Genomic DNA, 24,565 nt, shown 5'->3' on the forward strand with positions numbered 1-24,565 from the left:
TGACGGCAGTTGAACTGCCGTCATTCTCACGGTCGTTGATCAACCCCTCATGGCGTCACGATGTTGAACCAGAAATCGAAGTTATCCATATAGGACACCAGCTCCTCCAGCTTGCCCTTGGTTCCTTCTTCCTTGATATCACCCGAAGCCAGAGCATCTTTTAGCGTCGTTTCCTTTAACACGATTTTGTTCAGCGTATCGCGGGTCAAACTGATCGTCGCGTCGGCGTCTTTGGCTGCCAACCCCTCCGTGTGGTTGAGCACACCGTTTTCCATTTCCACCGAGTATTTTTGCTTCAGATCGGTGAAATCGAAATTGAGCGACAGACGTTTGTCTTCTGCTTTTGGCGCATTCAGGCGCATGGCCAAGAAATCGAAGAACAGATCCAGATCCATCGCTCGCACAGTGTCCGGGCTGGCAGTGTCCGGGGTCGGCAACTTCATGACGCCTTCGCGCAGTTCTTTGGCACCGGTGAGGTAGAAGTTGCGCCAAGGTCCACTTTCCGCCTGGTAACCTAGCTGCTCAAGAGCATCCGCTTGTAGGTTCTTCGCTGCCTGACTGCTCGGGTTGGCGAATACCGCATGGTTAACGACTTCGGCGACCCAGCGGAACTCTCCCTTATCGAAGTATTCTTTGGCCTTCTTCAGAAGCGCCTCTTCACCCCCCATCATTTCCACGTAATGCTTGGCACCTTCTTCCGGGGGGAGTTCGTTCAGCGTTGCCGGATTACCGTTAAACCAACCCAGATACAAAACGTACGTGGCTTTGACGTTGTGGTTCACCGAACCGTAATAGCCACGGTTGGAGAACTTATTGGCGATCCCTTTCGGCAATTTAAATTGCTCGGCGATCTCGACCATGGTGTAGCCCTTGTTGGCAAGGCGCAGGGTTTCGTCATTGATATAACGGTACATGTCGCGCTGAGAAGACAGTTGCTCGCGTACTTCTTTATTGCCCCAAACTGGCCAGTGATGCATGGCGTACATGACCTGGACATCATCGCCCCACAACTTCAGCGTCTCGTTCAAGTATTTCGACCAAGCCAACGGATCGCGGATTTTCGCTCCACGCAGCGAATACGTGTTGTGCAACGTATGTGTGGAGTCTTCGGCAGTGTTTAGCGCTTTCTTTTCCTTGATGTAATAAAGCATTTCAGCTGGCGCTTCGCTGCCAGGTGCATACAGGAACTGATAGGTCAGGCCATCAATGACATGAGTTTCGCCAGTGGTCTTGATAATGTCGGTTGGCGGAATAAGCGTTACCGTACCGGCTGATGTGGTGGTGCCCAGACCCGCGCCTAGTTGGCCCGTCGGTGTCGGGGGAAGCAGGTTGCCGTACATGTAGCTCGCGCGACGACTCATGGCATTGCCTGCCATCACGTTTTCGGCGACCGCATGTTCAATGAAGCCTAGAGGGGCATAAATCTTCACCTTGCCGGCTTTAACATCGTCCTCGTTCACCACACCGCGTACACCACCGTAATGGTCGATATGGCTATGGGTATAGATGACGGCCACGACTGGTTTCTTTGGCCGATGCTGATAGTAAAGCTCGAGTGCTGCCTTTGCTGTTTCGGTGGAGATCAGTGGGTCGAAAACAGTAATGCCGTCCTTGCCCTCGACGATGGTCATGTTGGACAGATCGTAGTTACGCACCTGGTAGATGCCATCGGTGACTTCGAACAGCCCGGAAATGTTGATCAGTTGAGACTGGCGCCACAGACTTGGATTGGTGGTGTCCGGTGCGGCCTCACCTTCCTTGATAAAGTTATACTTACCAGGATCCCAAATGACATTGCCCGAAGAGCCCTTGATTACTGTCGATGGCAACGGGGCAATAAAGCCTTTGTGCGCCAGTTCGAATGACGTCTTGTCATTGAACGGCAGCTCATTGAGCAACGCACTGTTCGCCGCCTTGGTGGCTTCCGAGGCAGGCTTTGGTTTTTCCCCGTCAGCCGCGAGGGCTTGCGAAGCCAATGCTATGGCTGCCACCAACGAAAAAGTGGCACCAGCCAATTTCAAGGAACGCCAATCCCCTCGTGGTTGACGATGCACTGTCGAGTTACTTTCCAAAACCATCTTCTACGCTCCTTCATAGTAGGAATGCGCTAAGCCTAAAGCGCAAAAAAAGCCCATTTGAAGGTAGTAGGGATTCGCAATCCGATAAGAAAAAAACGCTCATTTTCAGAGATCAAGTGAAACAATTTTTATCGTGAGCAATACAAGCTCATGACTCTGACAGGTGGGGGTTTTTCAGGTGAATCAGTCTGAAAAATATAAAAACACCAGTAATAACAATAGGTTGCAAGTTTTCTAAAGAGCTTTTCGCGTATTTTCGATTCGTCAATAACTGTAATCCGCGAACTGTCGTCACTTGCTGTTAAGAGGCGACGAACGGTAATTACGCTGAATAACGTAACAATGTAACGATAGTCGCAAATGGCCATGCATATGAAATTTTAAAGTCAGTCATGAATGCCTCCTAATGGCCGATTGCTAACTGTCGCAAATCATTGAAATCCAAGTCGCAGGGAGGGTTGGCCTCAACGGTCGATAGCAGCTTGCAATATTGTCTGGACTGGACGCCCGACGTTGTCGTCGTCATCGGAGGCATGGCCTGGGAGCGATCAGACGCTCCGGACATTCGAAACTTTCTTCGTACCAGTCGCTCAAGTGGCGCAACAATTGCCGGTATCTGTGGGGGAACGTTGGCACTAGCGAGGGCTGGCCTTCTCGACACCGTTCCTCATACCTCGAACAGTGCCGATTTTTTGCAACAGAATGCCGTGGATTATGAAGCGAGCACCCTTTATAGAAACAGTCCGGTAGCTGTGGTGGCAGACCGAATCATAACGGCTCCCGGCCCTGCACCCATTAGCTTCACCTGCGCAGTGTTCGAAAGCGCCGGACTGTCCTCAGAGATTGTTTCTCAGTTCAGATCAATGTTGGCAGCGGAACATTGATGACCACTTCGGCCGGGTAATCGAAAGTCTGCAGTGGGCAGGCTTCGCGAGGCCGATGAAGTCTCAATCAACCATCACCTCATCCAGCGCCTGCTCAAGCGTGCTCATCGTACGCTCGATATTGTGCAGCTTCTCCAGCCCGAACAACCCGATGCGGAAGGTCTGAAAGTCGGCCGGCTCGTCGCATTGCAACGGCACGCCAGCGGCGATCTGCAGACCGTGGTTGGCAAATTTCTTGCCGTTTTTGATGTCGGCATCATCGGTGTAACTCACCACCACGCCCGGGGCCTGAAAGCCTTCAGCGGCCACGCTTTTGAAGCCTTTGCCGGTCAACATCGCGCGTACCCGATCGCCCAGAGCCTGTTGCTCGTCGCGAATCTTGTCGAAACCGTAGGCCTGGGTTTCTTTCATCACGTCGTTAAACCGCGCGAGGGAATCGCTGGGCATGGTCGCGTGGTAGGCGTGGCCGCCCTGTTCGTAGGCTTGCATGATCTGCAGCCATTTTTTCAGGTCGCAGGCGAAGCTGCTGCTTTGCGTGTGTTCGATGCGCTCAAGGGCCAATGAACTGAACATCACCAGCGCGCAGCAAGGGGAGGCGCTCCAGCCCTTCTGCGGGGCGCTGATCAGCAGGTCGACGGCGCATTTGTGCATATCAACCCAAAGCGTGCCCGAGGCGATGCAGTCCAGCACGAACAGACCACCCACCGCATGCACGGCATCGCCGACGGCCCGCAGGTACTCGTCGGGCAGGATAATCCCGGAGGACGTTTCAACGTGGGGCGCGAAGACAATCTTCGGCTTTTGCGCGGCGATCGCTGCCAGCACTTCGTCCAGCGGCGGCGGGGCGTACGCAGCCTGGTGACCGGCATCGACGGGGCGAGCTTTCAGCACGGTGGTGGCCGCCGGGATGTTGCCCATTTCAAGGATCTGGCTCCAGCGATAACTGAACCAGCCATTGCGTATCACCAGGCATTGCTGGCCAGTCGCAAACTGCCGCGCCACCGCTTCCATGCCGAACGTGCCGCTGCCCGGTACCACCGCAACCGCCTCGGCGTTGTAGACCTGCTTGAGGGTCTGGGAAATGTTCTTCATCACCGCTTGAAAGGACTGCGACATGTGGTTCAGCGAGCGGTCGGTGTAGACCACGGAGTACTCGACCAACCCCTCGGGATCGATACTGGGATAGAGCTTCGACATGGCGTGATTCCTTTGGCAGAGATGTCAGTGGGTTCGACCGTGCCTCAAGTGTTGGCAAATGACAAGATTGCAGAGATTGAAATGCAGCTTCGGGTCAGGCAAAGAAGTGTAGGCAAGGTACAGCTATGAGCTGATTGAATGTCATCAATACGGTTAAAGTGCTCACCAATGTCTCCACCAACGTGTGAACGATGAATCCCGCGCTGTTTATTTCTCTCGATGGCCCCAAAGGCACCGGCAAAACCACATTGTTGGAAGCCGTGACGGCAGCCCTGAGGGCCGACAACAAGAAAGTCATTCGCCTGTGCGAGAGAAAAAACGATCCCGACAGGGCTGGCACCATGGCCCTCGTCAATCAATTCGCGAGACACCCCTCCACGGATCTTGAGTGGGCTATTTGTCAGCGCCTGGCGGATAGCCGCAGCTGGATTTCACAGCATGTGCTGCCCAAGCAACCGCTGGACAGCATCGTCCTGATCGACCGTTGGTACCCGTCAGACGCGGCGTTTCGCCGAACCGTCCCGTTCGCAGAGATTCTCCAACTGAACATGGCGCGAGACGTGCGCGTGCCGGATCTGCATGTCGGCGTCGTGACCGATCCTGATATTTCCTGGGCAAGGGCGGCGGCACGCTCCCGGGGGCTGGGCAGCACGGTGATCCACAAGCGCGAAGAGCACGTGGCATGTACCGAGGCGTTCGCGCGCGCGGTGGCGGATCAGGGTTGGGTGTTGTGCCGCAATGAAGGCACGATTGAAGAAGCCGTGGCTCAGGTGGTTGGCGAGATTTATCGGGTTCTTCGGCAGCGCTCCGAGCAGTAGCGCACTTGTTCCCAGCAGCGCGACCATTTCTTTCTCCAAGTGAACGGAAGGCCGCAGGTCACGCAGGTTTTGACCGGCAGCTCGCTCTTTTTCACAACGACTCACCGTGATCCAGTTTGGCGAGCAAGAACTCGCCGCGTTGCCATAGCGCCTGCTGCTTGGCTTCAGGCATGCGGTCGAGGTTTTTATAGAGCATGCTCATGCGTTGATTGCCGCGCAGTAGGTCGCCGTGGCGCATGAGGAAGTGCCAATACAAAGAATTGAAAGGGCAGGCGTCGTCGGTGGTGCTTTCGCTGACTTTGTAGGCGCAGCCACGACAATAGTCAGACATGCGCTTGATGTACTGGCCGCTCGCGCAATAGGGTTTTGAACCCAGATAACCACCATCGGCGTGCATGACCATGCCCAGTGTATTGGGCAGTTCCACCCAGTCGAAGGCGTCCATGTAGATCGCCAGATACCATTCGCATATCTGGCTGGGCGCGATACCCGCGAGCAGAGCGAAATTGCCGGTGACCATCAGCCTTTGGATGTGGTGCGCGTAGGCATGTTCCAGGCTTTGACCGATGGCCTGGCGCATGCAGTTCATCTGCGTTTTGCCTGTCCAGTAAAACTCTGGAAGCGCGCGGGTGTTGCCGAAGACATTGCCTTGCGCGTAGTCGGGCATCTTCAGCCAGTAGACGCCATGGACGTACTCGCGCCAGCCGATCAGTTGCCGAATAAAACCTTCAGCCGCGTTGAGCGGAATGCCGCCCGACCAATAGGCTGATTCGACATCGCTGCAAATCTGCCGAAGATCCAGCAGACCAATATTGAGCGCCGCGCTGATCCGCGCATGGAACAGAAAGGGTTCGTTGCTGGCCATGGCGTCTTGATAATCGCCGAACGCGGCCAGTCCCCAATCGAGAAAGTACTCCCACAATACCTGTGCGTCGGCGTGCGTCACCGGGTAGTCGAATGTGTCGAGCGCGCCGTAGTGGCTGGCGAAGTGTTCGGCCACCAACGCAAGCACCTCTTGGGTGATGGCGTCGGGTTTGAAGCGCACGGGAGGAGGGGGCCGAACGCCCTTGGGCAAGGCTTTGCGATTGTCGGCGTCGAAGTTCCAGGCGCCTCCGACCGGGCTGCCGTCACCGTTGAGTAACAGCCTGCTTTTGCGGCGCATCTCACGGTAAAAGAACTCCATGCGCAGCTGCTTTTTGCCCTGCGCCCAGTCGGAGAATTCGTTACGTGTGCAGAGGAAGCGAGCATCGCTGTGCCACTGGATGGGCAAGCCGCAATCCTTGATCGATTGCTCGAGGCGCCAGTCACCGCACTCTGTCAGGTGAATCTCACTGGGATTAAGCAGTGCGTGCCAGCGCTGTAATTCGTTCGGCACCGATCCGCTGTTGTCCGGATCCGTCAGGGTGACGTAGTGCACGCGCAACCCGCGCTGACGCAAAGCCTCGGCGAAATGCCGCATGGCACTGAAGATCAGCACGATTTTTTGTGGATGGTGGGGGACATGGCTGGCTTCCTCCATCACCTCGACCAGCAGCACGGCATCGTGATCCTGATCGAGGCCTTGCAGGGAGGCGAGGTCGAAAGATAATTGGTCGCCCAAGACCAGGCACAAGCGCCGCGTCGCATTCATCAATCCGAGTCCGTTAAGTTCGAGGTCATCGCCAGGCCGGCAATAAGTTATACAAGGGTAGTCTTCTGTATAGGTTTTTGCGAGTTTAGGCGGACGTCAGCAAACAGTGGTTTTCGGCTGCTGAAGCTCATTTCGATGGAACCAATCACCACGCCCGTTCCCCTAATGCTGTGCAGATAGCCTCTCGGCACACGCTCAGGTCGATTCTGAACTCTCCACTTACAGACGAAGGTTTGATGAATTATGAAAAGTGAACAAGTTGAAGGCGTTGCAGAAAAACTCGCTGGCAAGGCGCAGAGCGCAGTCGGGAAATTGATCGGTGATTCAAGGCTGGACGCTGAAGGCGCTGCACGTCAGGCCTCGGGCCAACTGACCAAAACCTACGGCGACACGTTGGACAACGTCTCGACGTTTGTTAAAGAAAAACCAGTGGCTGCACTGGCCATCGGCGCGGCAGTGCTGCTGTTGGTCAACCGCTTTCTGCGTCGTTGAATCACGAAAGGCAGACATAGCGGCTCTTCGGAGCCGCTTTCGTTTTATGATCTCAGCTAACCGAATTGACGGAATCACCCGCGCCCCATGCTCACGAACCTCTGGTATGTCGTTCTGCCCTCGTCGCAATTGACTGAAGGATTGATGCCGGTGCAATTGCTCGGGCAACCGTTTGTGGCGTTCCGTGATGAGGCGGGCGTCGCGCATCTGCTTTCAGACGTTTGCGTGCATCGCGGCGGTTCGCTGTCGGCCGGCAGCAAGGTCGGCAACAGCGTGCAGTGTCCTTATCACGGCTGGCGGTTTGGTGCGGATGGCGTCTGCACGCACATACCCGCGCAGCCACACCTGCGGATTCCGGCGAAGGCTCGCGTCGACGCCTATCCAACGCTGGAACGCTATGGCTGGATCTGGGCGTTTTTAGGTGATCTCCCTGAAGCGGAACGTCCGCCTCTACCAACGCTCGACTGGATCGACGATCCGGCCATTCGGGTGGTCAGTGGTCATTTCGATTGGCAGGCCAGTTGGGATCGGATTATCGAAAACGGCCTCGATTTCGCCCACGCTCCCTTTGTGCATGGTTCAACCTTCGGTGATCCCGATCATCCCGAGATTGAAGCGTTCGATGTGGAAAGCGATGCGTGGAGCGGCAGCGCACAAATGCTCATGCGCAGGCCCGCGCGCAAGGGGCTGTTGAGGCGCAAATCTTCCACCGATTTTGTCAGTGTGGTCACCGTTCCGGGTTTTCATTTGTCCGGGCCGTGCACAACGCTGGAGCTCGAATTACCCAATGGCTGGCGGATCTACATCGTCTCGGCGCACGTGCCGATTGACGCCAACCGCACGCGAACCTGGTGGATGATGGGCAGAACATTCCTGCGCTCACGACTGCTGGATCGCCGGTTCATTGCCAGCAATATTCGTATCTTTGAACAGGATCATGCGGTGCTGAAAAACGTACGTCCCGAGCGCGTGCCGGACTCCTTTCAGCAAGAGGTCTCGTTGAAATCCGACGCGCTGCAAATCGCCTTTCGTAAAGACGTGCAGGCACTGGAACAGCGTGGCTGGCGCATCGATGAAGAACGCCTTGCGCGAACGTTCACCGGGCGTAAGGCCTGTGCGGTACCGAGCCCCGAGCGTCGTCAAATCCGCGCCTGGGCAATCGAGCCGATCCCGCTGGTGGACGTTACCCACGAGGAGGAATAGCGGCTCCCGAAGGCATACATCTTGCTTTGCTAGCAATCAACATAACGATCACTAGCAAAGAGAGAGCCCGCCACCATGATCGCAACCTCCAGCCGTGCGGTGATCTGTACGCCTCATGCCGATGCAAGCGCCGCCGGCCTGCGTATTCTCGACGCGGGCGGCACAGCCATTGATGCCATGCTCGCCGCCAGTGCGATGCTCGCTGCGGTGTTCCCGCACATGACTGGCCTGGGCGGCGATGCCCTATGGATGATCCACGACAGTCAGGTGCGCACCATCGTGGGGATTGGTCAGGCCGGGCAACGTTTGCCCGAGGGCGGAATCATCACCGTGCGCGGCCCGGCGTCGGTTGCCAGCACGGCGGGCGCGATGGCCAGTTGGCAGACGGCGGCGAACATCAGTCGGCATGAATGGGGCTCGCGGCTCGGCTGGGCTGATCTGTTAAGTGACGCCGCCAGCGTAGCCGATGCCGGTGTGCAGGTGTCGCGCTCGCAGCTGTTCTGGCAAACCCTGCGCCAACCTCTGATCGAGCAATTGCAGGATCTGCATCGTCTGTGCAAACACGATGGGCACTGGTTACGCGAGGGCGACACCCTGCGCCAACCCGAGCTGGCCAACACCCTGCGGCATCTGGCGAAACACGGCGTCGAGGATTTCTACCACGGCGAACTGGCCGAGGCGTTTGGAGCTGCGTTTGATCGCTTGGGCTGCGGTTTGACGACGGCCGATCTGGCGGCAACTCGCGCACCCGAAGTCGCACCGATTTCGGTACGTTATCGCGATGGTCGGCTCTACAACGTCGCGCCACCAAGTCAAGGTTTGTACACGCTGCAAGCCATGGCCGCGCTGCAACACAAACCGTTGGCGGACGTCGGTAATGGCAGTGCGCTTTACTATCACTATCTGGTCGAAGCGATCAAACAGGGCCTGCTGCGCCGCAATGCGCAGTTGTGCGATCCGCTGAGCCAGCCGTGGGATTTCGCCGCCACTCTCGAAGATGCGCAGATTAAAGCCTACGCCGATGCCATCGACGATCAGCGCGCGGCGCCGTGGAACGAGCCGGGACGCCCGGCCGATACCATCTGGATGGCCGCGACCGATGCGCAGGGCCATACCGCTTGCCTGATCCAGAGCCTGTTCCATGACTTCGGGTCGGGCTGCATCCTCGGTGACACCGGCGTGCTGTGGCAAAATCGCGCGGCCGGATTTAACGCCAATCCCCAACACGTCAACGGCTGGGCACCGGGCAAGCGTCCGGCGCACACGCTTAATCCGTCCTGCTATCTGGCTGACGATGGCCGCCGCTGGTTCTTCGGCACGCAGGGCGGCGATGGTCAACCGCAAACGCAGATGGTGCTGGCGACGCAACTGATCGACTATCAACAACCGATTGATCAGGCGTTGCACGCGCCGCGTTTTCTGTTGGGTCGCAGCTTTTTCGACAGCACGGACAACCTCAAACTCGAAGGCGATATGGCTGCGACCACGATTGAAGGCCTCGGCATGCTGGGCCATGAGGTGGAAATCATTCCAGTGCGCAGCCCCATGACCGGCCACGCCGGGATTATTGCGATTGACGCCGAGGGTCGGCGCAGCGCCATGCACGATCCACGGGGGGAGGGCACCGGGCTCGGTCAACCGGACTGATCCTTGCAGCGCACATTTGCCGGGCTCGGGCGGCTGGCGGATAATGCCGCCGATTGCCCGCCAGACACATTGTTGTGGATTGGCCTGCGGCGTTCTGAAAAACAGAGGAAAGGATGGGCTTGAGCACTGTCACCGCCAAACAGCTTGAGGTGCAACGGATCGTCGATGCGCTGTTCAAGGCTATCGCCCAGCATCGCCTGCCGCCCGGCACGCGATTGATCGAAGCGCATATCGTCGAAACCCTGCAAGCCAACCGCAATCATGTGCAGGTGGCGTTGCAGCGTCTGGCGATGCAAAAAGTGGTGACTATCGAAGCCAATCGCGGCGCCATGGTTGCCCAGCCGACGGCACGCGAAGCGCGGGATATTTTCAGCGCCCGGCGCGCCATCGAGCGCGCAATTGTCGAGGCGATCACGCCGCAAACCATGCGCACGCAGCGTCAGCGTATCGCCCAACACATGAACAACGAACGCAAAGCCACCAACGACACCGATCGCCGCGCCATCGTCCGCGAGCTGAGCGAGTTTCACCTGCTGCTCGGCGAGATCAGTGGCAACACGGTGCTCAGCGATATCCTCGCCAACCTGATGGTGCGCAGCTCATTGATCGTCGCGCTGTATCAGCGTAATGACGTGCCGTCGTGTGCGTCCGACGAGCACCAGGAGATCATCACCGCGCTGGAAAATGGCGATAACGCCAAAGCCGTGGCGGTGATGATCGAGCATCTGGATGAACTGGAAGCGCAGCTGGCGCTGGAAGAAACTGCGCCCGCCGAGTTCAACCTCAAGCAGGCGCTGATTGATTAACGCGGTTTGATCAACGTTGTTGCCGGCCGACTAAACGTCTGGCGCCCGCCCTTGAAGCCCATCAACGGCGCGCTTATTTCAGCGATCACTGCCGCTGGCGAGGACGCGTCGAACACGATGAAATCGGCGCGGCAGCCTGGTCGCAAACCGTAATCCTGCAATCGCAGCATCACCGCCGACTCGCTGGAGACCCACGCCAGGCATTGCAGCAGTTCCGCCACCGTGCCCATCTGACTGACGTTGGCGAACAGGTTGGCCTGACGAATCAACGACGCATCGCCATACGGCGTAAACGGGTTACCGATGTTGTTGGTCGAGACCGAGCAGGTCACGCCGCACGCATGCAAATGCGCGAGTGGCGCCAAGCCTCTGGGTTTGTTGTGGAACGCGTCGCGGCCGAGCAAAAACAGATCGGTGCTCGGCAGGCAGGTCACCTGCACGCCTGCTTTGGCAAGATGCAGAGCCAGCACCGTCAGTGGCTCACGGGGCAGCGTCGACAACTTGGTCGCGTGCCCGATGGTGACGCGTCCGCCCCAGCCGTGCAGCTGCGTGCAGCGTGCGACTTCCATGACCGTCATGCCTTCGGTGTTCAGGTCGAAATCCAGGTGCAGATCGAGGTCGCAGTCGTAGCGCACCGCCAGTTCAAACAGACGCTGGATCTGCCCATGAGGGTCGCTGTCCATGTACGGGCAGCCGCCGAGCACCGTCGCGCCGCTTTCCAGTGCCTGACACAACAGCGCCTCAGTCCCGGGATTATTCAGCAGACCCTCCTGGGGAAACACGCAGATTTCCAGACTGATGGCCCAGGCGTAATCAGCCTGCAAACGGCGAATCGCGTTGAATCCGGTCAGGCCTATCTGCGGATCCAGCTCGACGTGGGTGCGCATGTGCGTCGTGCCTTGCACAATCGCCTTGTCCAGCACCTGCGCACCGCGCTGATAAACATCGTCTTCAGTGAATTCGGCTTTCGCCGCGCGGGTTTGCGCGACGGCTTCAGCCAGGGTGCCTTCCTGCAAATGACAGCGCTGCATGATGCAGGCCTTGTCCAGATGGATATGGGTTTCGATCAGACCGGGCATCATCAGTTGGCCGTGTAGATCGAGGGTTTGCCAGTGGCTGGCATTCGGGCTGAAGCCTTCGACGAAGTAACCGTTCTCAACGTAGAACTCGCTCACGCGGTGATCGCTTCCGAGCCGTGCATTGATGATTTTCAGGGCGCTCATGCGCTGGCCCCTTCACCCAGATAAGCCGCAGCCAGCGCTTTGTCGGCGCGCAGTTCTGCGGAGCCGGCGGCTTTGACGATGATGCCGGTTTCGAGGACGTAAGCGCGATCCGCTACTTGCAGCGCGAGGTTGGCCATTTGATCCACGAGCAGGATGGTCACGCCCTCGTCGCGTAGCGCCGCCAGTGCGTCGTACAACTCGCCAATCATCGCGGGCGAAAGACCCAGCGACGGCTCATCGAGCAAGAGGATTTTTGGCTTGGCCATCAGGCCACGGCCCACGGCGACCATTTGTTGTTCGCCGCCGGAAAGTAGCCCGGCCGGGTTGTCGATGCGATCTCGCAGGCGCGGGAAGCGCTTGAGGATGGCCTCGATTTCAGCCTCGGCATCGAAGCTGTCACGGCGCGAATAGCCGCCGAGCAACAGGTTGTCGCGCACACTCAAATACGGGAAAACCTGACGGCCCTCCGGCACCAGGGCCAGACCTTTCGCGGCGATGGTGCTGGCGTTGGCCAGTTCGATGTTTTCGTTGTCCAGCAAAATACTGCCGCCGCTGGCGCGATGCAGTCCGGCCAGACATTGCAGGATGCTCGATTTGCCCGCGCCGTTCGCGCCAAGAATTGCCACCAGTTCGCCCGGATTAACCAGCAAATTGACCTTGTCGACCACGGCTGACGCGCCGTAATCGATGACCAGATCCTTGACGTACAAACGCGCATCGCGGCTGCCGTTCCACACTTGTTCGCGAGGCGTGGCTTGATACTCGGTACCGCCCAGATACGCGGCAATGACTTGCGGGTTTTGCCGAATTTCCGCCGGCGGCCCCGAGGCAATAGGTTTGCCGGCGTCGAGCACCAGCAAGTGCTCTGACACCGACATGACCAGCGCCATGTCGTGCTCGACCAGAATCACTGTCAGGCCGAAATCCGCCAGTTTGCGCAGCAGAATGGCCAGGTTATCCGTGTCACGACGACTGAGGCCCGCGGCCGGTTCATCCAGCAACAACACCGCAGGCGCCGTCGCCAGCGCCCGGGCAATTTCCACCAGACGCCGATCCACATGCGGCAGATCTTCGGCGGCAATATTCACTTCACCGCGATAGCCGACCAGTGCCAACAGATCCAGCGCCAGACTGCGCTGCTCGACTGTGGAAAGGCTGAACGGCAGGCCCATGCGACCCTGCTGCATCGCCACCAGAAGGTTGTCCAACACCGACATTTCGCCGAACAGCAGGGTGGTCTGATACGTACGGGCAATCCCGGCCCGAGCGCTTTTCCAGGCAGGCAGCCCGGCCAGCGGTTGTTGCAGTTCAATCTGGCCAGAGTCCGGCACATAGAAGCCGCTGATCATATTGAGCACAGTGGTTTTGCCCGCGCCGTTAGGGCCGATGATGCTGGTGATGCTGCCAGCCGGGGCATGCAAACTGACGTGTTGCGCGGCCTGCACGCCGCCGAAGCGAATGCCGATATCAGTCACCCGCAAGCCTGAGTTCACGCCACGGCTGCGCAGATGCGCGGCGATACGATCCTCATTGAAGCGCGCGGGCGGCAGCAAACGCGTCGGTTTGATCCAGCGTCGGGCGAGGGCGCCCAGCAGGCCATTCGGTGCGATCCACAGCACCAACAGCAGCAGCGTGGAAAAAATCAGCAAACGATATTCGGCAAAATCCGACAGCAGTTCCGGCACCAGCACAATCAACAGCGCGCCAATCAGCGGCCCGAAGAGCATGCCGCTGCCACCGACGATCACTGCCAGCACAAACAAAATCGACTGCGAAAACGGAAAGGATTCCGGGTTGATGAACATCAGCAACGGCGCGAGCAAGCCACCCGCGAGTCCGGTCAACGCCGCCGACAAAGCAAAGGCGAGGGTTTTGCTGATGACCGGATTGAAGCCCAGCGAGCGCGCAGCGATTTCTGAAGCTTTCACCGCGCGCATGGCTTTGCCCCAGCGGCTGTGACTGAGGCGCTGATAGAAGAGCAGGGCGCCAATCATCAATGCCGCAGCCAATAGCGCGAGGAAAATCGACGGATCAAGCCCGGCAAATTCCGGCATCGGGATGCCCATCAAACCGTTGGAGCCGCCCGTGACGTCACGCCATTCGATCAAACTGTGGTGCACGACAAACGCAAAAGCGATGGTGATCATCGCCAAATATGGGCCGCTAACCCGCAGGGCCGGAATCGCCAACAGCGCGCCGATGACTCCCGCCGCGACACCGGCGATCGGCAGGGCCAGCCATAACGGCCAACCCGCCAAGGTCAGCAGTGCCGACACATAGGCACCGATCGCGTAGAAAGCAATATGACCAAAGGAAATCTGCCCGCTCAGGCCGATCAGAATATTCAGGCTCACGCCAACCACTGTCGCCAGCGCGCACAGGGTGAAAACCAGCAGGGAATAGCTGTCCAGCGTGAACGCCATGACCCCAGAAACGACCGCGAGGAGGGCGATCAGCAAGGAGGGAAGGTTCTTCATACTTTCACCAATGCCTGGCTGCCGAACAGACCGTTGGGACGAATCGCCAGCGCGACAATCACCAGCGCAAACGTGAATATCTGGGTAAACGCCGAGCCGAAATACATGGTGATCAGCGCTTCCGTCAGACCAAACAGCAACCCTGCCGTGAACACGCCGCCAGCGCTGGTGATGCCGCCAAGAATCGCCACCGCAAAGGCTTTCAGGCCAAACAACATGCCCATCTCCGCGTTGACGCTGAACAGCGGCGCAATCAACAAACCGGCGACGGCGGCAAACACTGTCGAGATCGCAAAAGCGATGGCGACCACACGATTGACGTTGATGCCCATCAGCATCGCCGCGCGAGGATTCTGCACGCAGGCTTCCAGCACTTTGCCCAGCCGGGTGTAACGCCGCACCAGATACAGCGCCAGCGCAATCGCCGCGCCCGCCAGCGGAATCAGCAATTGCAGGGCACCGACGTTGCTGCCGAACATCTCGACATTCAGGTTGGCGAGGCTGCTTTCGAACTGCCGAGGCTCCTTGCCGAAAGTGAACAACGCCAGGTTATCCACCAGAATCCCGCCGGCCACCGTCGCCATCAGCCACGCCTGTGAGCCGCGACCGTGAAACGGCCGCACCAGCCAGCGCTCGATGGCCAAGCCATACAGCGCACAGAGCAGCAACGTCAGCGGCAGCGCAAACCACAGCGACCAGCCCCAGTTGATGCAAAAGGTGTAGCCCAACACCGCGCCGACCATCATGGCGCTGCCCTGGGCAAAGTTGACGGTGCGCGAGACGACGTAGGTCAGGTGAAACCCTAACGCCAGCAACGCGTACATGCTGCCGAGGCCCAGCCCGGAGATGATGGCGGCGGTGTACATGGCTTACTCCTTAGGCGCGAGCGGGACGATTTGATCGTTGACGAAGTGCGTGAACAGGTAATCGTCCGGCCCTAACGCGTCATGCTTGGTCGGGGTAAACGGTTGCTTGTAGTCCTTGATCAAACCGTCGTATTCGCTGATGGCGTAAAAGCCGTCGCGGATCGCTTTGCCGTCGGTGCTGCCGGCCTTTTTGATCGCTTCAACGGCGAGGTGCAGCCCGTCGTAAGCATTGGCGATGCCCACGGCCGGGGTGACGTCAGCCAGGGTTTTGATCTGCGGGTAGGCGGTTTTCAATGCGGCCAACAAGGCATCGCCCTTGGCGCTGTTGTGCTCGGTGAACACGTAGGTCTGGATGAAATGCACGCGCCCGGCGTTCGGCCCCGCGAGTTCGCCGAAGCGGCCACCGGCCGGGCCCCAGTGCGAAACGACCGGCACGTCCCAGCCCATGCGATCCAGAGATTTCACGACTTGCGCGGAAGGGCTGACGTTACCGACGAGGAGGAGGGTGTCGGCACCGGCGTTTTTCAAGCGAGTGAGTTGCGGAACGACGTCGAGATCGCTGTCCTGAATCCGCTCGACACCGGCGTTGTCCATGCCGCGTTTTTCCAGCGCACGCTTGAAGCCCGCCTCGTTAGATTCGCCCCACGGATTGTTGATGAGGATCATCCCCGGCTTCTTCATGCCGTGGTCGACGCCGTATTTCACCAGCGCCTCATCCACCAGTTCATCGACAGCGGAAACCCGGAACACATAGTTGTCAGGCGCGCCGTTTTCGGTGATTTTCGTACCCGCCGCCCAGATGCCCATGAACGGCACTTTCATCTGATTGACCAGCGGCACGATGGCCAGCGAAACCGGTGTATCAAGACCACCAAACAGTACGGCGACTTTCTCGCGCTGCACCAGTTCGCGCGCGGCGAGAATGCCCTTCGACGGATTGCTTTCATCGTCGCGACGCACCAATTCCAGCGGACGGCCGAGCACGCCGCCACTGGCGTTGACCTCATTGATCGCCATGGTCAAACCCCGCGTCAGGGCTTCACCGGATTTGGCCGACTGCCCGGAAAGGGCCGCGACCAGACCGACCTTGATCGGCGGCTCGGCCGCTTGCGCGCCACCGAACATTGCCATATTGAGCGTGACTGCCGCAGCCACGGGAAACAGCAGACGTTGCAGGTTTTGAAACCGAGTTGCCATGGGTGATTCTCCTGATTGCTAGCAGTTACGGATTTATTGCTAGCAAGGAGGGTGCCACTCGGATTTTCCTTGGAAACTACAATGTTTACGGGGCGCAAACGGAGAGATTGCGCTCCAAATAAAGGCGAATTGCACCATGGCGAGGCGCCGGGCCATTTGGCTATTTGATTTTCCGCCCTGTCTACCGGGTCGAGGCGCCTTCGCCAAGACCAATGCAACGAAATCCACCTCCGGGCCTCATACATAAATGAATCGGGCGGTGTCGCTGTGCTGGATGCAAGGCCCGATCGCAGGCTCACTCCAACGAGAGGCAATGGTTTTCATGACGACGGCTGAACAGAACCAAGTGGCGTGGTTGGTCGAACAATCCATGCTGCATGCCGCAAGGCAGCGGGCCAAACTCTATTCGGGACAGGGCCGCTTGTGGCAGCAGCCCTACGCCCATACCCGCCCTCGGGACGCTTCGGCTTTGGCTTCGGTCTGGTTTACCGCGTATCCGGCTTCCATTGTTACCCGTGAAAACGGCACCGTGCTGGAGGCCTTGGGCGATGAAGGTTTGTGGCACCTGCTCTCGAAAATCGGCATTCAGGGCATCCATAACGGGCCGCTGAAAAAGTCCGGGGGCCTGCGGGGCACTGAGCACACGCCGACTATCGACGGCAATTTCGACCGCATCAGTTTCGACATCGACCCGCAACTGGGCACCGAGGCGCAGTTGCAGGCGCTGACCCGCATGGCCGCTGCGCACAACGCCGTCGTCATCGATGATGTGATCCCGTCGCACACCGGCAAGGGCGCGGATTTTCGTCTGGCCGAGATGGCCTATGAAGATTATCCGGGCCTCTATCACATGGTCGAAATCCGTGAGGAAGACTGGCCGCTGCTGCCTGATGTCTCAGAGGGGCGTGACGCGCAAAACCTCAGCCCGCAGCAGGTTGATGCGCTGCGCGACAAGCATTACATCGTCGGCCAGCTGCAACGGGTGATCTTCTTCGAGCCGGGGGTCAAGGAAACCGACTGGAGCGCGACGTCGATCGTCATGGGTGTCGATGGCAAGCTGCGTCGCTGGGTGTACTTGCATTATTTCAAGGAAGGCCAGCCGTCGTTGAACTGGCTGGATCCGACCTTTGCCGCGCAGCAGATGATCATCGGCGATGCGCTGCATGCCATTGACGTGATGGGCGCGAAAATCCTCCGTCTCGATGCCAACGGTTTTCTCGGTGTGGAGCGCAAGCTCGACGGCACTGCGTGGTCGGAAAGCCATCCGCTGTCGATCACCGGCAACCAATTGCTGGGCGGGGCGATTCGCAAGGCCGGCGGCTTCAGCTTTCAGGAGTTGAACCTGACGGTTGACGACATCGCTGCCATGTCCCACGGCGGCGCCGATCTCTCCTACGATTTCATCACCCGGCCGGCCTACCAGCACGCGTTGCTGATGGGCGATACCGAATTCCTGCGCCTGATGCTGCGCCAGATGCACACGCTCGGCATCGACCCGGGCTCGCTGATCCATGCCTTGCAGAACCATGACGAATTGACGCTGGAACTGGTGCATTTCTGGACGTTGCATGCCCACGACACCTACATGTTCCAAGGCCAGACGTTCCCCGGCAACATCTTGCGCGAACACATCCGCGAGCAGATGTACGAGCGCCTGACCGGTGAGCACGCTCCCTACAATCTCAAGTTCGTGACCAACGGCGTGTCCTGCACCACCGCCAGTATCATCACCGCCGCCCTTGGCATTCGCGACCTTGATGCCATTACCCCTGCGGATATTCAGCAGATCAAGCAGATCCATTTGCTGCTGGTGATGTACAACGCGATGCAACCCGGGGTGTTCGCGTTGTCGGGGTGGGATCTTGTCGGTGCACTGCCTTTGCCGGCAGAGCAGGTCGAGCATCTGATGGGCGATGGCGATACTCGCTGGATTCATCGTGGCGCTTACGATCTGGTGGATCTGAACCCGGAGGCGTCGCTGTCAGCGGGCCTCATGCCGCGTTCGAAATCCTTGTACGGCAGCCTGCCTGCGCAAATGCAGGATCCGGATTCGTTTGCCTCGCAACTGCAGCGAATTCTCTCCGCGCGCCGGGCCTACGATATTGCCGCCAGCCGACAGATTCTGGTTCCGGACGTTGAACACCCGGGGTTGCTGATCATGGTTCACGAACTGCCTGCGGGCAAAGGCACGCAGATCACCGCCCTGAACTTCGGCGCGACACCGATTACTGAAACCCTGCATTTGCCAAACATTGCGCCGGGGCCGGTGGTCGACATCATCAACGAGCGGGTCGAAGGTGACCTTACGCCCGAGGGTGAATTCACCATTGTTCTCGATGCCTATGAAGGCCTCGCGCTGCGGGTGGTCAGCAGTTCGCCGATGATCTAGGACTTTGCCGCTAGCGGGTGTTGTCAAATGTTCGGCAACACCCACCGGCTATCGGGCCTTGACCGTCCACAGCTGATTGACCTTGGTCGTGTAGCTTTGGCTCATCAGGTCTCGACGCATCCCCCAATCAGGCGCGGCGGGCACACTGGCTACCCGAAGAACGCCCTTGCCCCAGCGGCCATTGATCTCATCCAGAACGCTCATGACCTTGTCAGCCATCGCCGGCTGCGAATGGGCGAACAGGTCATCCGTGAATTCACCCGGCTGCCGCAAATCCATCAGCAGCACTTCGGCCTTGCTGTATCTGAAACCCGGTCGAAACAGCCGATTGACCGCTTCCGTGGCTGCTTTCGTCATCAAGCGAACGTCGTTGGTCGGGTAGGGCAACTCCACCAGCGCGCCGTTCGCATACTTCGCTTCTTCCGGATTGAACATGCCGGTGCGAATGCTCACGCGGATCTTCTTGCACAGCGAGTTCTGCGCGCGGAGTTTTTCGGCCGCACGCTGGGTGTAGGTAGCAACAGCTTCCTTGATCGGCTCGATCTGCGTTAGTCGCGTGCCGAACATCCGGCTGCAGCAGATTTCCTGCTTCGGCGGGTCAGCTTCTCCCAGTTCGAGGCATGACGTGCCGGCGAGCTCGCGCGCAGTCTTTTCGATCACCACGCTGAATTTCTGCCGAAGCATCCACGGGTCGGCCTTCGCCAAGTCCATGGCAGTGTTGATGCCCATGACTTCCAGGTGAGCTTTCATACGCCTGCCGATGCCCCAGACCTCGCCGACATCGGTATTGCGCAGCGTCCAGTCGCGTTTGAACGGATCGCAGAGATCGACCACGCCGCCGGTGATGTCCAGCAGCCTTTTCGCGGTATGGTTGGCGAGCTTGGCCAAGGTTTTGGTGCGAGCAATGCCCACCCCGACAGGAATGCCCGTACGTTTGAGCAGTGCAGAACGCATCTGCCGACCAAACGCGGACAAGTCACCGGCAATGCCCGTCAGATCGGCAAACGCCTCGTCGATGCTGTAGACCTCAAGCGCAGGCACCAGCGATTCGATGATGGTCATGACGCGTTCGCTCATGTCGCCATACAGCGCGTAATTACTGCTGAACGCGACGATGCCGTTACGGCGCAGATGATCCTTGATCTGGAAGTACGGCTGGCCCATTTTCACAAACGGTTTGGCGTCGTAGCTGCGCGCAATCACACAGCCATCGTTGTTGGACAGCACCACGATGGGCGTCTTCGCCAGGTCGGGCCGGAAAACGCGCTCGCAACTCGCATAAAACGAATTGCAGTCAATCAGGGCGAAGACCGGTTCAGGTGTTGTCATGATCGCGCACGCTGTATTTCACCACACCCCAGATCACCAGCTCATCGCCTTCCATGACATGTCTTGCCGGGTATTTCGGGTTCTCTGATAAAAGCATCACGGCGTTCTCGCGCAGCAGCAGACGCTTGCAGAAAGGTTCGGAGTTCAACGCGGCGATGACGATATCGCCACTGACCGCATCGATACTTCGATCAACGACCACCAGATCCCCTGAATAGATGCCGGCGCCCTGCATGCTGTCGCCGTCAATTCTCACCAGGTACACGTGCGGCGCGCGAATATCGAACAGCTCATCAAGGGAAATGTGCTTTTCGATGTGATCAGCCGCCGGGGAAGGGAAGCCCGCTGGCACCCGGGATGAGTAGAGGGGCAGCTTCTGGCCGCCGGTCGCAAGTGGGCCGAGGAGGGTGATGCTCATGATGCAAGCCTTATCAGGGTAACTGTACATGCATACAGTTAACGATTTGCTTGGCTTTTGGTCAATCTCAGGGCTCGGCAATTCGACGGGTGACCGTATTGGCGGGGGCTAGTCAGTTCCTTTGCAGAGCGTTTCATACCATTGCGCGTAAGGCGTATTGGAAACTTGATGCCTGTTTAGATCAGGACTGCCATCGTCCCACCACACCGGGCCTCGTTCTCCGAGTGCAACTTTTGCAGCATGGACGCGTGCTCTGACTGCTTTCAATTGCTGCGGATCACTGGCGACTTTCGCAACTTTTACGTCCCGTCGGGCGGCCATGAGTTCGTTTACAAGTTGCTGTCGCAGATCTTCTTGCAGCGAGGGATTGGTGCATCGCCATAGCTGCCCTTTGACAACAAAGTAGCGACCGTCAGGCGTCACTGGGTGCATTGCTCATCTCCGATCGTCCAAAGAATGCTCGATGGACGATTGTCGAAGTATCGGGAACAGGAGGGCGGTTCGTAGTTAATTCCTGAAGATCTACTGGCTGGAAACGCCCGGCACGTCCATGTTGATCTTGCGCCAGCACGCTTCAGAAAAACTGTAGACCGAAAAGGCAATCAGCCCCAAGGCCATCACCATCAAAATCAGCCATCCTGCGGGCAGATTTTGCAGCGCGTCCAAAGCTTCTTTCATACCGGGAGGATCCATCGCCTGATAAGCGGAACCGCTGACGACCAGCAGCAATGCGATCTCTATAAACACCACGCCACGGGCGATCAGACCAAATCGGGACACCGGGCGAACATAGCGCATGACGTCCTCGTCGGCCTCGAAATACTTTTCAAACGAGGCCTTCCAGCCCTTGATGATGTGAGCAATGCCAACGCCTAACGGAATAAGCGCAATCAGGTAAACCAATAAATTCGAGTATTCCCACGACAACAGATGCGCCAGCCAGTCTTTGGTTTGCCCTCCGGAACTGCCCGAACTTTTGATCCCGCTCACAAGCAGGCTCAAGGCAAATAACGCGAGCGCGCCATTGACCAGACCGCCCGCCATAAGACCCGCGCGAATTACCAAACCTTTGAGTTTTGTGCCGTGGTGATCAACATCACGCGTGGCTTGAAGCACACGCCAGGCTGCGAACGCGAGCAGACCTGTGACCACAAGTCCTACTAAAAAATAGCCGAATGGCTGGGCCAACAAAGCTTCGAGACTTTTGTGACTGTCTTTGGGTTTGGTTGAGTCATGGGCGGCGAGTAACGCGAAGATACCGATGATCAAATAGAGCACGCCTCGAGCGGCGTATCCACCTCGAGCGAGTATCACAAGACTGCGGTGCGCGGACATCGGATCAATTCCTGAGAGTAATAAGGAACAGACCGTTGCGGTTCGGAGGGGTTCTACTGCGATTTACTGGGTGGGGAATCCAGGTTTAGAGGCGCTAGTCGCCCAGAGAGGCGGAGCACTATGGCTCCGCACAGGCACTTCAGACTTTATTAGCGTTGAGCTTGCGCAGCTCTTCGTAAGTCGCCGACTGGACGAACCAGAAACCGGAAACGATGCACCAAACCAACGTGCCGGCCACGAAAATCCCCAGCGCTGGCAAGAAACCGGCGGTGAACAGGGAAACGATAGCGACCAGCCAGATAACGGCCAGAGAAACGTAGAGGACGAGGTTGTTGACGCTGATGACGAAGTCTTTCACAGGACGTGTTCCTTACGGGAAGTGATAAAGCCCCCAATCCGGGGGGGGCGCATGCTATCACCAGCCGCCATGACTTTGAACAACAAGGCCCGTTGAAAGAGCGTGATCATCTGAAACGAATTTATCGAAGCCGTGATGCAGAGAGCTAGTGAACAGCATTCCGTAATACATGATTTAACATAATATACATTACACGTAACAAAGTATTGCGAGGTTGGGGTGGTTGCGCACAGTATTTAAATAGCGCTCTGAAGTAAAAGTTTGAAATTTTGGGAAGTAAATGTTTGAAACGATGGTTTCGTCTCCATTAAAAAAAATTACTTCCTCGTGGTCTAGCCCGCGCATTTAGCATTCTATCTGATGAGTTTAGGGTCAGTACGATCGCCCGATGATCTGCACTGGTTCTCCATACCGTGTTCATTTTTGTCTCCATTAATACTCGCGGTCTCCGTTTAAAGGTTTACTTGCTGGGCCCGCGCGGGTCTATTTCCCCAAAACGACGCTGCGTGAAATCTGAAGCCTGCAGCGCAGAGTTGATGCTCGGATTTCACCGGTTGTCTCTCGTGGTAAGGATCAACGGCTGAGACATTCCATTCAGTTAAGGTCATAGAGCTAGTGCGATTACCTGGCAGCCTAGGGGCTGCAATGCTTACGACACATCCCCACCTGCAATCACGTCGCTGTGTGAAATCTGTAGCGTTCAGCATGGAGTTGGTGCGCTGGTTTCAAGGGCAGCCACTACCGGTATGGGGAAAAGGCAAACGTCGGCCGAATTACATGCAGATACGGAGGGTTTTGCGGTGTTCACCTTGGGCTTGAGGGTTGTGCAGCTTTCCTGCCACCAAATATCCTGGAAGCTCGCCAGAATTCGGCAGATTCAAAAGCTCAGCAAATTGATAGTCCCGTACCGCTGTAAACCACAATTTTGACTTGTTAACTACCGTAGTTAACAAGTCAAAAAACGAGTTAACAGAATGGTACTGAGCCTGCGTACAAGCGTTGATTTGCCTCGCGCCGCTGGGGTTTCAATGCTCTGTATCGCTGCTCGAACTTTTGGGGTTCGCGTTGAGATGGTTAGATCTATTATTGCTTTTGATGCACTGTCGATGATGACCGTAATCATCGGTTTCGGTAGGTGTTGTCCCTCTTCATCGACCATTAAAATATCAAGGAGAAACGTATCAATCACTACGGATTTTTCCAGTTTTGCTACTCCGCAAGATTAGGTTGATGCCACATCAGAGCACATAGCGCAAGTTGCCTGATGGGTGATTTTTGCTCTTGAAGCTAGACTATGTACTACCAGTCGTGATGCCTTCCTAACAACCTCAATGGTAAAGTCATTTGCCAACTCAACTAAACATCTATTTAGTGTAGTTAAGTATATCGCCATCCCCAGACGCTCTCTCCAACTAAATTCAGGCAAAAAAAACCTCCCAAACGGGAGGCGAAGAATGAGAAGAGCCACAAGTCAACGTCCAATAGACTGGCTGCACACGCTAAGCGTACGCAGTGCCAGAATCTGTAGGCTATTTCCGTAACGGTTTGTTTTTCTCAATCCTTCACCCTCCCTGGGGTGATGTGTAATTTTCGACGTTGATCCTTCTCTATGGGTTGTCATCTACCTTAAAGACAAGGATTTACCATGAACTCACCCGCCCTCCTTCGCTTGCTCTCCAACGACTTTGAAATCAAATTAATGCGTTGGGCGCTGATACTGATCTTCGCAATATTTGGCTATGCCAAATGGTTTCCCTATGAAGCTGAGGGTTTGGTGCCGTTGCTCAGTAACAGCGCAATCCTCGGCTGGATGCACAGTGCGTTCGGGATACAAGGTGCCAGCTACGCCTTGGGTGTGGCGGAATGGACCATCGGCCTGGGTTTGATTCTGGGTATCTGGTTTCCGCGAATTTCCGTGCTGGCGTCCGCAGGCTCGGTCGTCACTTACCTGACCACCCTCACCCTGATTTTCACCACCCCGGGCGCCTGGGAAGCGTCGGCTGGCGGCTTTCCGGCGATGGGCGGTGCGACCAGTTTTCTGATCAAGGATGCGGTGTTGCTGGCCGGCTCGGTGGTGTTGCTCAAGCACAGCCTGCTGACGGTGTTGAGAAACTCAAAAGGCAACGTCGCCTGCCAGAACCCGCTGGCCCCGGTTGAAGAGCACAGCGGACTTTGAATCTATTCTGATCAGAACAATCATGCGCCCGGTTATACCGGG

Annotated in this window: 20 protein-coding genes and 1 pseudogene; 8 read left to right on the forward strand and 13 right to left on the reverse strand. The window is 57.5% G+C overall.

The window, feature by feature from the left end:
• Nucleotides 1–47: 47 nt before the first annotated feature.
• Nucleotides 48–2,078 (reverse strand): alkyl/aryl-sulfatase, encoded by a 2,031-nt coding sequence (locus tag AD669_RS12680; RefSeq protein ID WP_082341436.1) that lies wholly within the window; start codon nt 2,076–2,078, stop codon nt 48–50.
• Between the two features lie 443 nt (nt 2,079–2,521).
• Here AD669_RS12680 and AD669_RS28105 point away from each other — a divergent pair.
• Nucleotides 2,522–2,962: pseudogene (locus AD669_RS28105) on the forward strand (DJ-1/PfpI family protein); the annotation flags it as partial.
• A 63-nt stretch (nt 2,963–3,025) separates the two neighbouring features.
• Here AD669_RS28105 and AD669_RS12685 read toward each other — a convergent pair.
• Nucleotides 3,026–4,159 (reverse strand): aminotransferase class V-fold PLP-dependent enzyme, encoded by a 1,134-nt coding sequence (locus AD669_RS12685; protein WP_053120188.1) that lies wholly within the window; start codon nt 4,157–4,159, stop codon nt 3,026–3,028.
• A gap of 191 nt (nt 4,160–4,350) precedes the next feature.
• Here AD669_RS12685 and AD669_RS12690 point away from each other — a divergent pair, with 191 nt between their 5' ends.
• A complete protein-coding gene (locus AD669_RS12690) occupies nt 4,351–4,977 on the forward strand; it encodes a dTMP kinase (protein WP_053120190.1) in 627 nt (208 codons plus the stop codon).
• On the opposite strand, the gene AD669_RS28110 is transcribed toward AD669_RS12690, so the two are convergent.
• Both AD669_RS28110 and AD669_RS12695 read right to left on the reverse strand, forming a co-directional pair.
• Complete coding sequence (locus AD669_RS28110) at nt 4,944–5,072, reverse strand: DUF2256 domain-containing protein (protein WP_082341438.1); 129 nt, start codon at nt 5,070–5,072, stop codon at nt 4,944–4,946. The two genes, AD669_RS12690 and AD669_RS28110, sit on opposite strands and share 34 nt — an antisense overlap.
• The gene (locus tag AD669_RS12695; RefSeq protein WP_053120192.1) at nt 5,069–6,607 is read right to left on the reverse strand and encodes a cryptochrome/photolyase family protein; all 1,539 of its coding nucleotides are present in this window, start codon (nt 6,605–6,607) and stop codon (nt 5,069–5,071) included. The genes AD669_RS28110 and AD669_RS12695 overlap by 4 nt, the downstream gene beginning before the upstream one ends.
• Before the next feature lie 243 nt (nt 6,608–6,850).
• Here AD669_RS12695 and AD669_RS12700 point away from each other — a divergent pair, with 243 nt between their 5' ends.
• The 4 genes from AD669_RS12700 (at nt 6,851) to AD669_RS12715 (ending at nt 10,755) form a co-directional block, all read left to right on the forward strand.
• A complete protein-coding gene (locus tag AD669_RS12700) occupies nt 6,851–7,099 on the forward strand; it encodes a CsbD family protein (protein ID WP_053120194.1) in 249 nt (82 codons plus the stop codon).
• An 87-nt stretch (nt 7,100–7,186) separates the two neighbouring features.
• Nucleotides 7,187–8,302: an aromatic ring-hydroxylating dioxygenase subunit alpha gene (locus AD669_RS12705; protein ID WP_053120196.1), complete on the forward strand. Its 1,116-nt coding sequence runs from the start codon at nt 7,187–7,189 to the stop codon at nt 8,300–8,302.
• Nucleotides 8,303–8,377: 75 nt separating this feature from the next.
• A complete protein-coding gene (locus AD669_RS12710) occupies nt 8,378–9,949 on the forward strand; it encodes a gamma-glutamyltransferase family protein (protein WP_053120198.1) in 1,572 nt (523 codons plus the stop codon).
• Between the two features lie 113 nt (nt 9,950–10,062).
• Complete coding sequence (locus tag AD669_RS12715; protein ID WP_053120200.1) at nt 10,063–10,755, forward strand: GntR family transcriptional regulator; 693 nt, start codon at nt 10,063–10,065, stop codon at nt 10,753–10,755.
• On the opposite strand, the gene AD669_RS12720 is transcribed toward AD669_RS12715, so the two are convergent.
• From AD669_RS12720 to AD669_RS12735, 4 genes are read right to left on the reverse strand one after another with little or no spacing between them, the layout of a single operon-like run.
• Nucleotides 10,752–11,978, reverse strand: coding sequence for an amidohydrolase family protein (locus AD669_RS12720; protein ID WP_053120202.1), 1,227 nt, complete (start codon nt 11,976–11,978; stop codon nt 10,752–10,754). The two genes, AD669_RS12715 and AD669_RS12720, sit on opposite strands and share 4 nt — an antisense overlap.
• Nucleotides 11,975–14,455: a branched-chain amino acid ABC transporter ATP-binding protein/permease gene (locus AD669_RS12725; RefSeq protein WP_053120204.1), complete on the reverse strand. Its 2,481-nt coding sequence runs from the start codon at nt 14,453–14,455 to the stop codon at nt 11,975–11,977. Before AD669_RS12725 ends, AD669_RS12720 begins: the two co-directional genes overlap by 4 nt.
• On the reverse strand, nt 14,452–15,321 hold the full coding sequence (locus AD669_RS12730; protein ID WP_053120206.1) for a branched-chain amino acid ABC transporter permease: 870 nt from the start codon (nt 15,319–15,321) through the stop codon (nt 14,452–14,454). The genes AD669_RS12725 and AD669_RS12730 overlap by 4 nt, the downstream gene beginning before the upstream one ends.
• Before the next feature lie 3 nt (nt 15,322–15,324).
• Entirely contained in the window at nt 15,325–16,518 is a 1,194-nt protein-coding gene (locus AD669_RS12735) for an ABC transporter substrate-binding protein (RefSeq protein WP_053120208.1), read from the reverse strand.
• Nucleotides 16,519–16,840: 322 nt separating this feature from the next.
• Here AD669_RS12735 and treS point away from each other — a divergent pair, with 322 nt between their 5' ends.
• Nucleotides 16,841–18,907: a maltose alpha-D-glucosyltransferase gene (gene treS / locus AD669_RS12740; RefSeq protein ID WP_053120482.1), complete on the forward strand. Its 2,067-nt coding sequence runs from the start codon at nt 16,841–16,843 to the stop codon at nt 18,905–18,907.
• A 48-nt stretch (nt 18,908–18,955) separates the two neighbouring features.
• Here the strand turns inward: treS and umuC are convergent, their stop codons facing one another.
• The 5 genes from umuC to AD669_RS12760 form a co-directional block, all read right to left on the reverse strand.
• Nucleotides 18,956–20,236, reverse strand: coding sequence for a translesion error-prone DNA polymerase V subunit UmuC (gene umuC, locus AD669_RS12745; RefSeq protein WP_053120210.1), 1,281 nt, complete (start codon nt 20,234–20,236; stop codon nt 18,956–18,958).
• Entirely contained in the window at nt 20,223–20,654 is a 432-nt protein-coding gene (locus AD669_RS12750; RefSeq protein ID WP_053120212.1) for a LexA family transcriptional regulator, read from the reverse strand. The genes umuC and AD669_RS12750 overlap by 14 nt, the downstream gene beginning before the upstream one ends.
• Before the next feature lie 108 nt (nt 20,655–20,762).
• Nucleotides 20,763–21,086 carry a hypothetical protein gene (locus AD669_RS28775; RefSeq protein ID WP_082341439.1) on the reverse strand — a complete coding sequence of 108 codons (324 nt, stop codon included), beginning with the start codon at nt 21,084–21,086 and terminating at the stop codon, nt 20,763–20,765.
• Nucleotides 21,087–21,176: 90 nt separating this feature from the next.
• The gene (locus tag AD669_RS12755; protein ID WP_053120214.1) at nt 21,177–21,989 is read right to left on the reverse strand and encodes a DUF1206 domain-containing protein; all 813 of its coding nucleotides are present in this window, start codon (nt 21,987–21,989) and stop codon (nt 21,177–21,179) included.
• A gap of 139 nt (nt 21,990–22,128) precedes the next feature.
• Entirely contained in the window at nt 22,129–22,347 is a 219-nt protein-coding gene (locus tag AD669_RS12760) for a hypothetical protein (protein ID WP_053120216.1), read from the reverse strand.
• A gap of 1,645 nt (nt 22,348–23,992) precedes the next feature.
• Between AD669_RS12760 and AD669_RS12765 the strand changes: the two genes are divergently transcribed.
• On the forward strand, nt 23,993–24,523 hold the full coding sequence (locus AD669_RS12765) for a YkgB family protein (RefSeq protein WP_082341440.1): 531 nt from the start codon (nt 23,993–23,995) through the stop codon (nt 24,521–24,523).
• Nucleotides 24,524–24,565 lie beyond the last annotated feature (42 nt).

Origin of the sequence: Pseudomonas sp. P1.31 (assembly GCF_001269815.1) — a bacterium.
Classification (GTDB): Bacteria; Pseudomonadota; Gammaproteobacteria; order Pseudomonadales; family Pseudomonadaceae; genus Aquipseudomonas; species Aquipseudomonas rustica.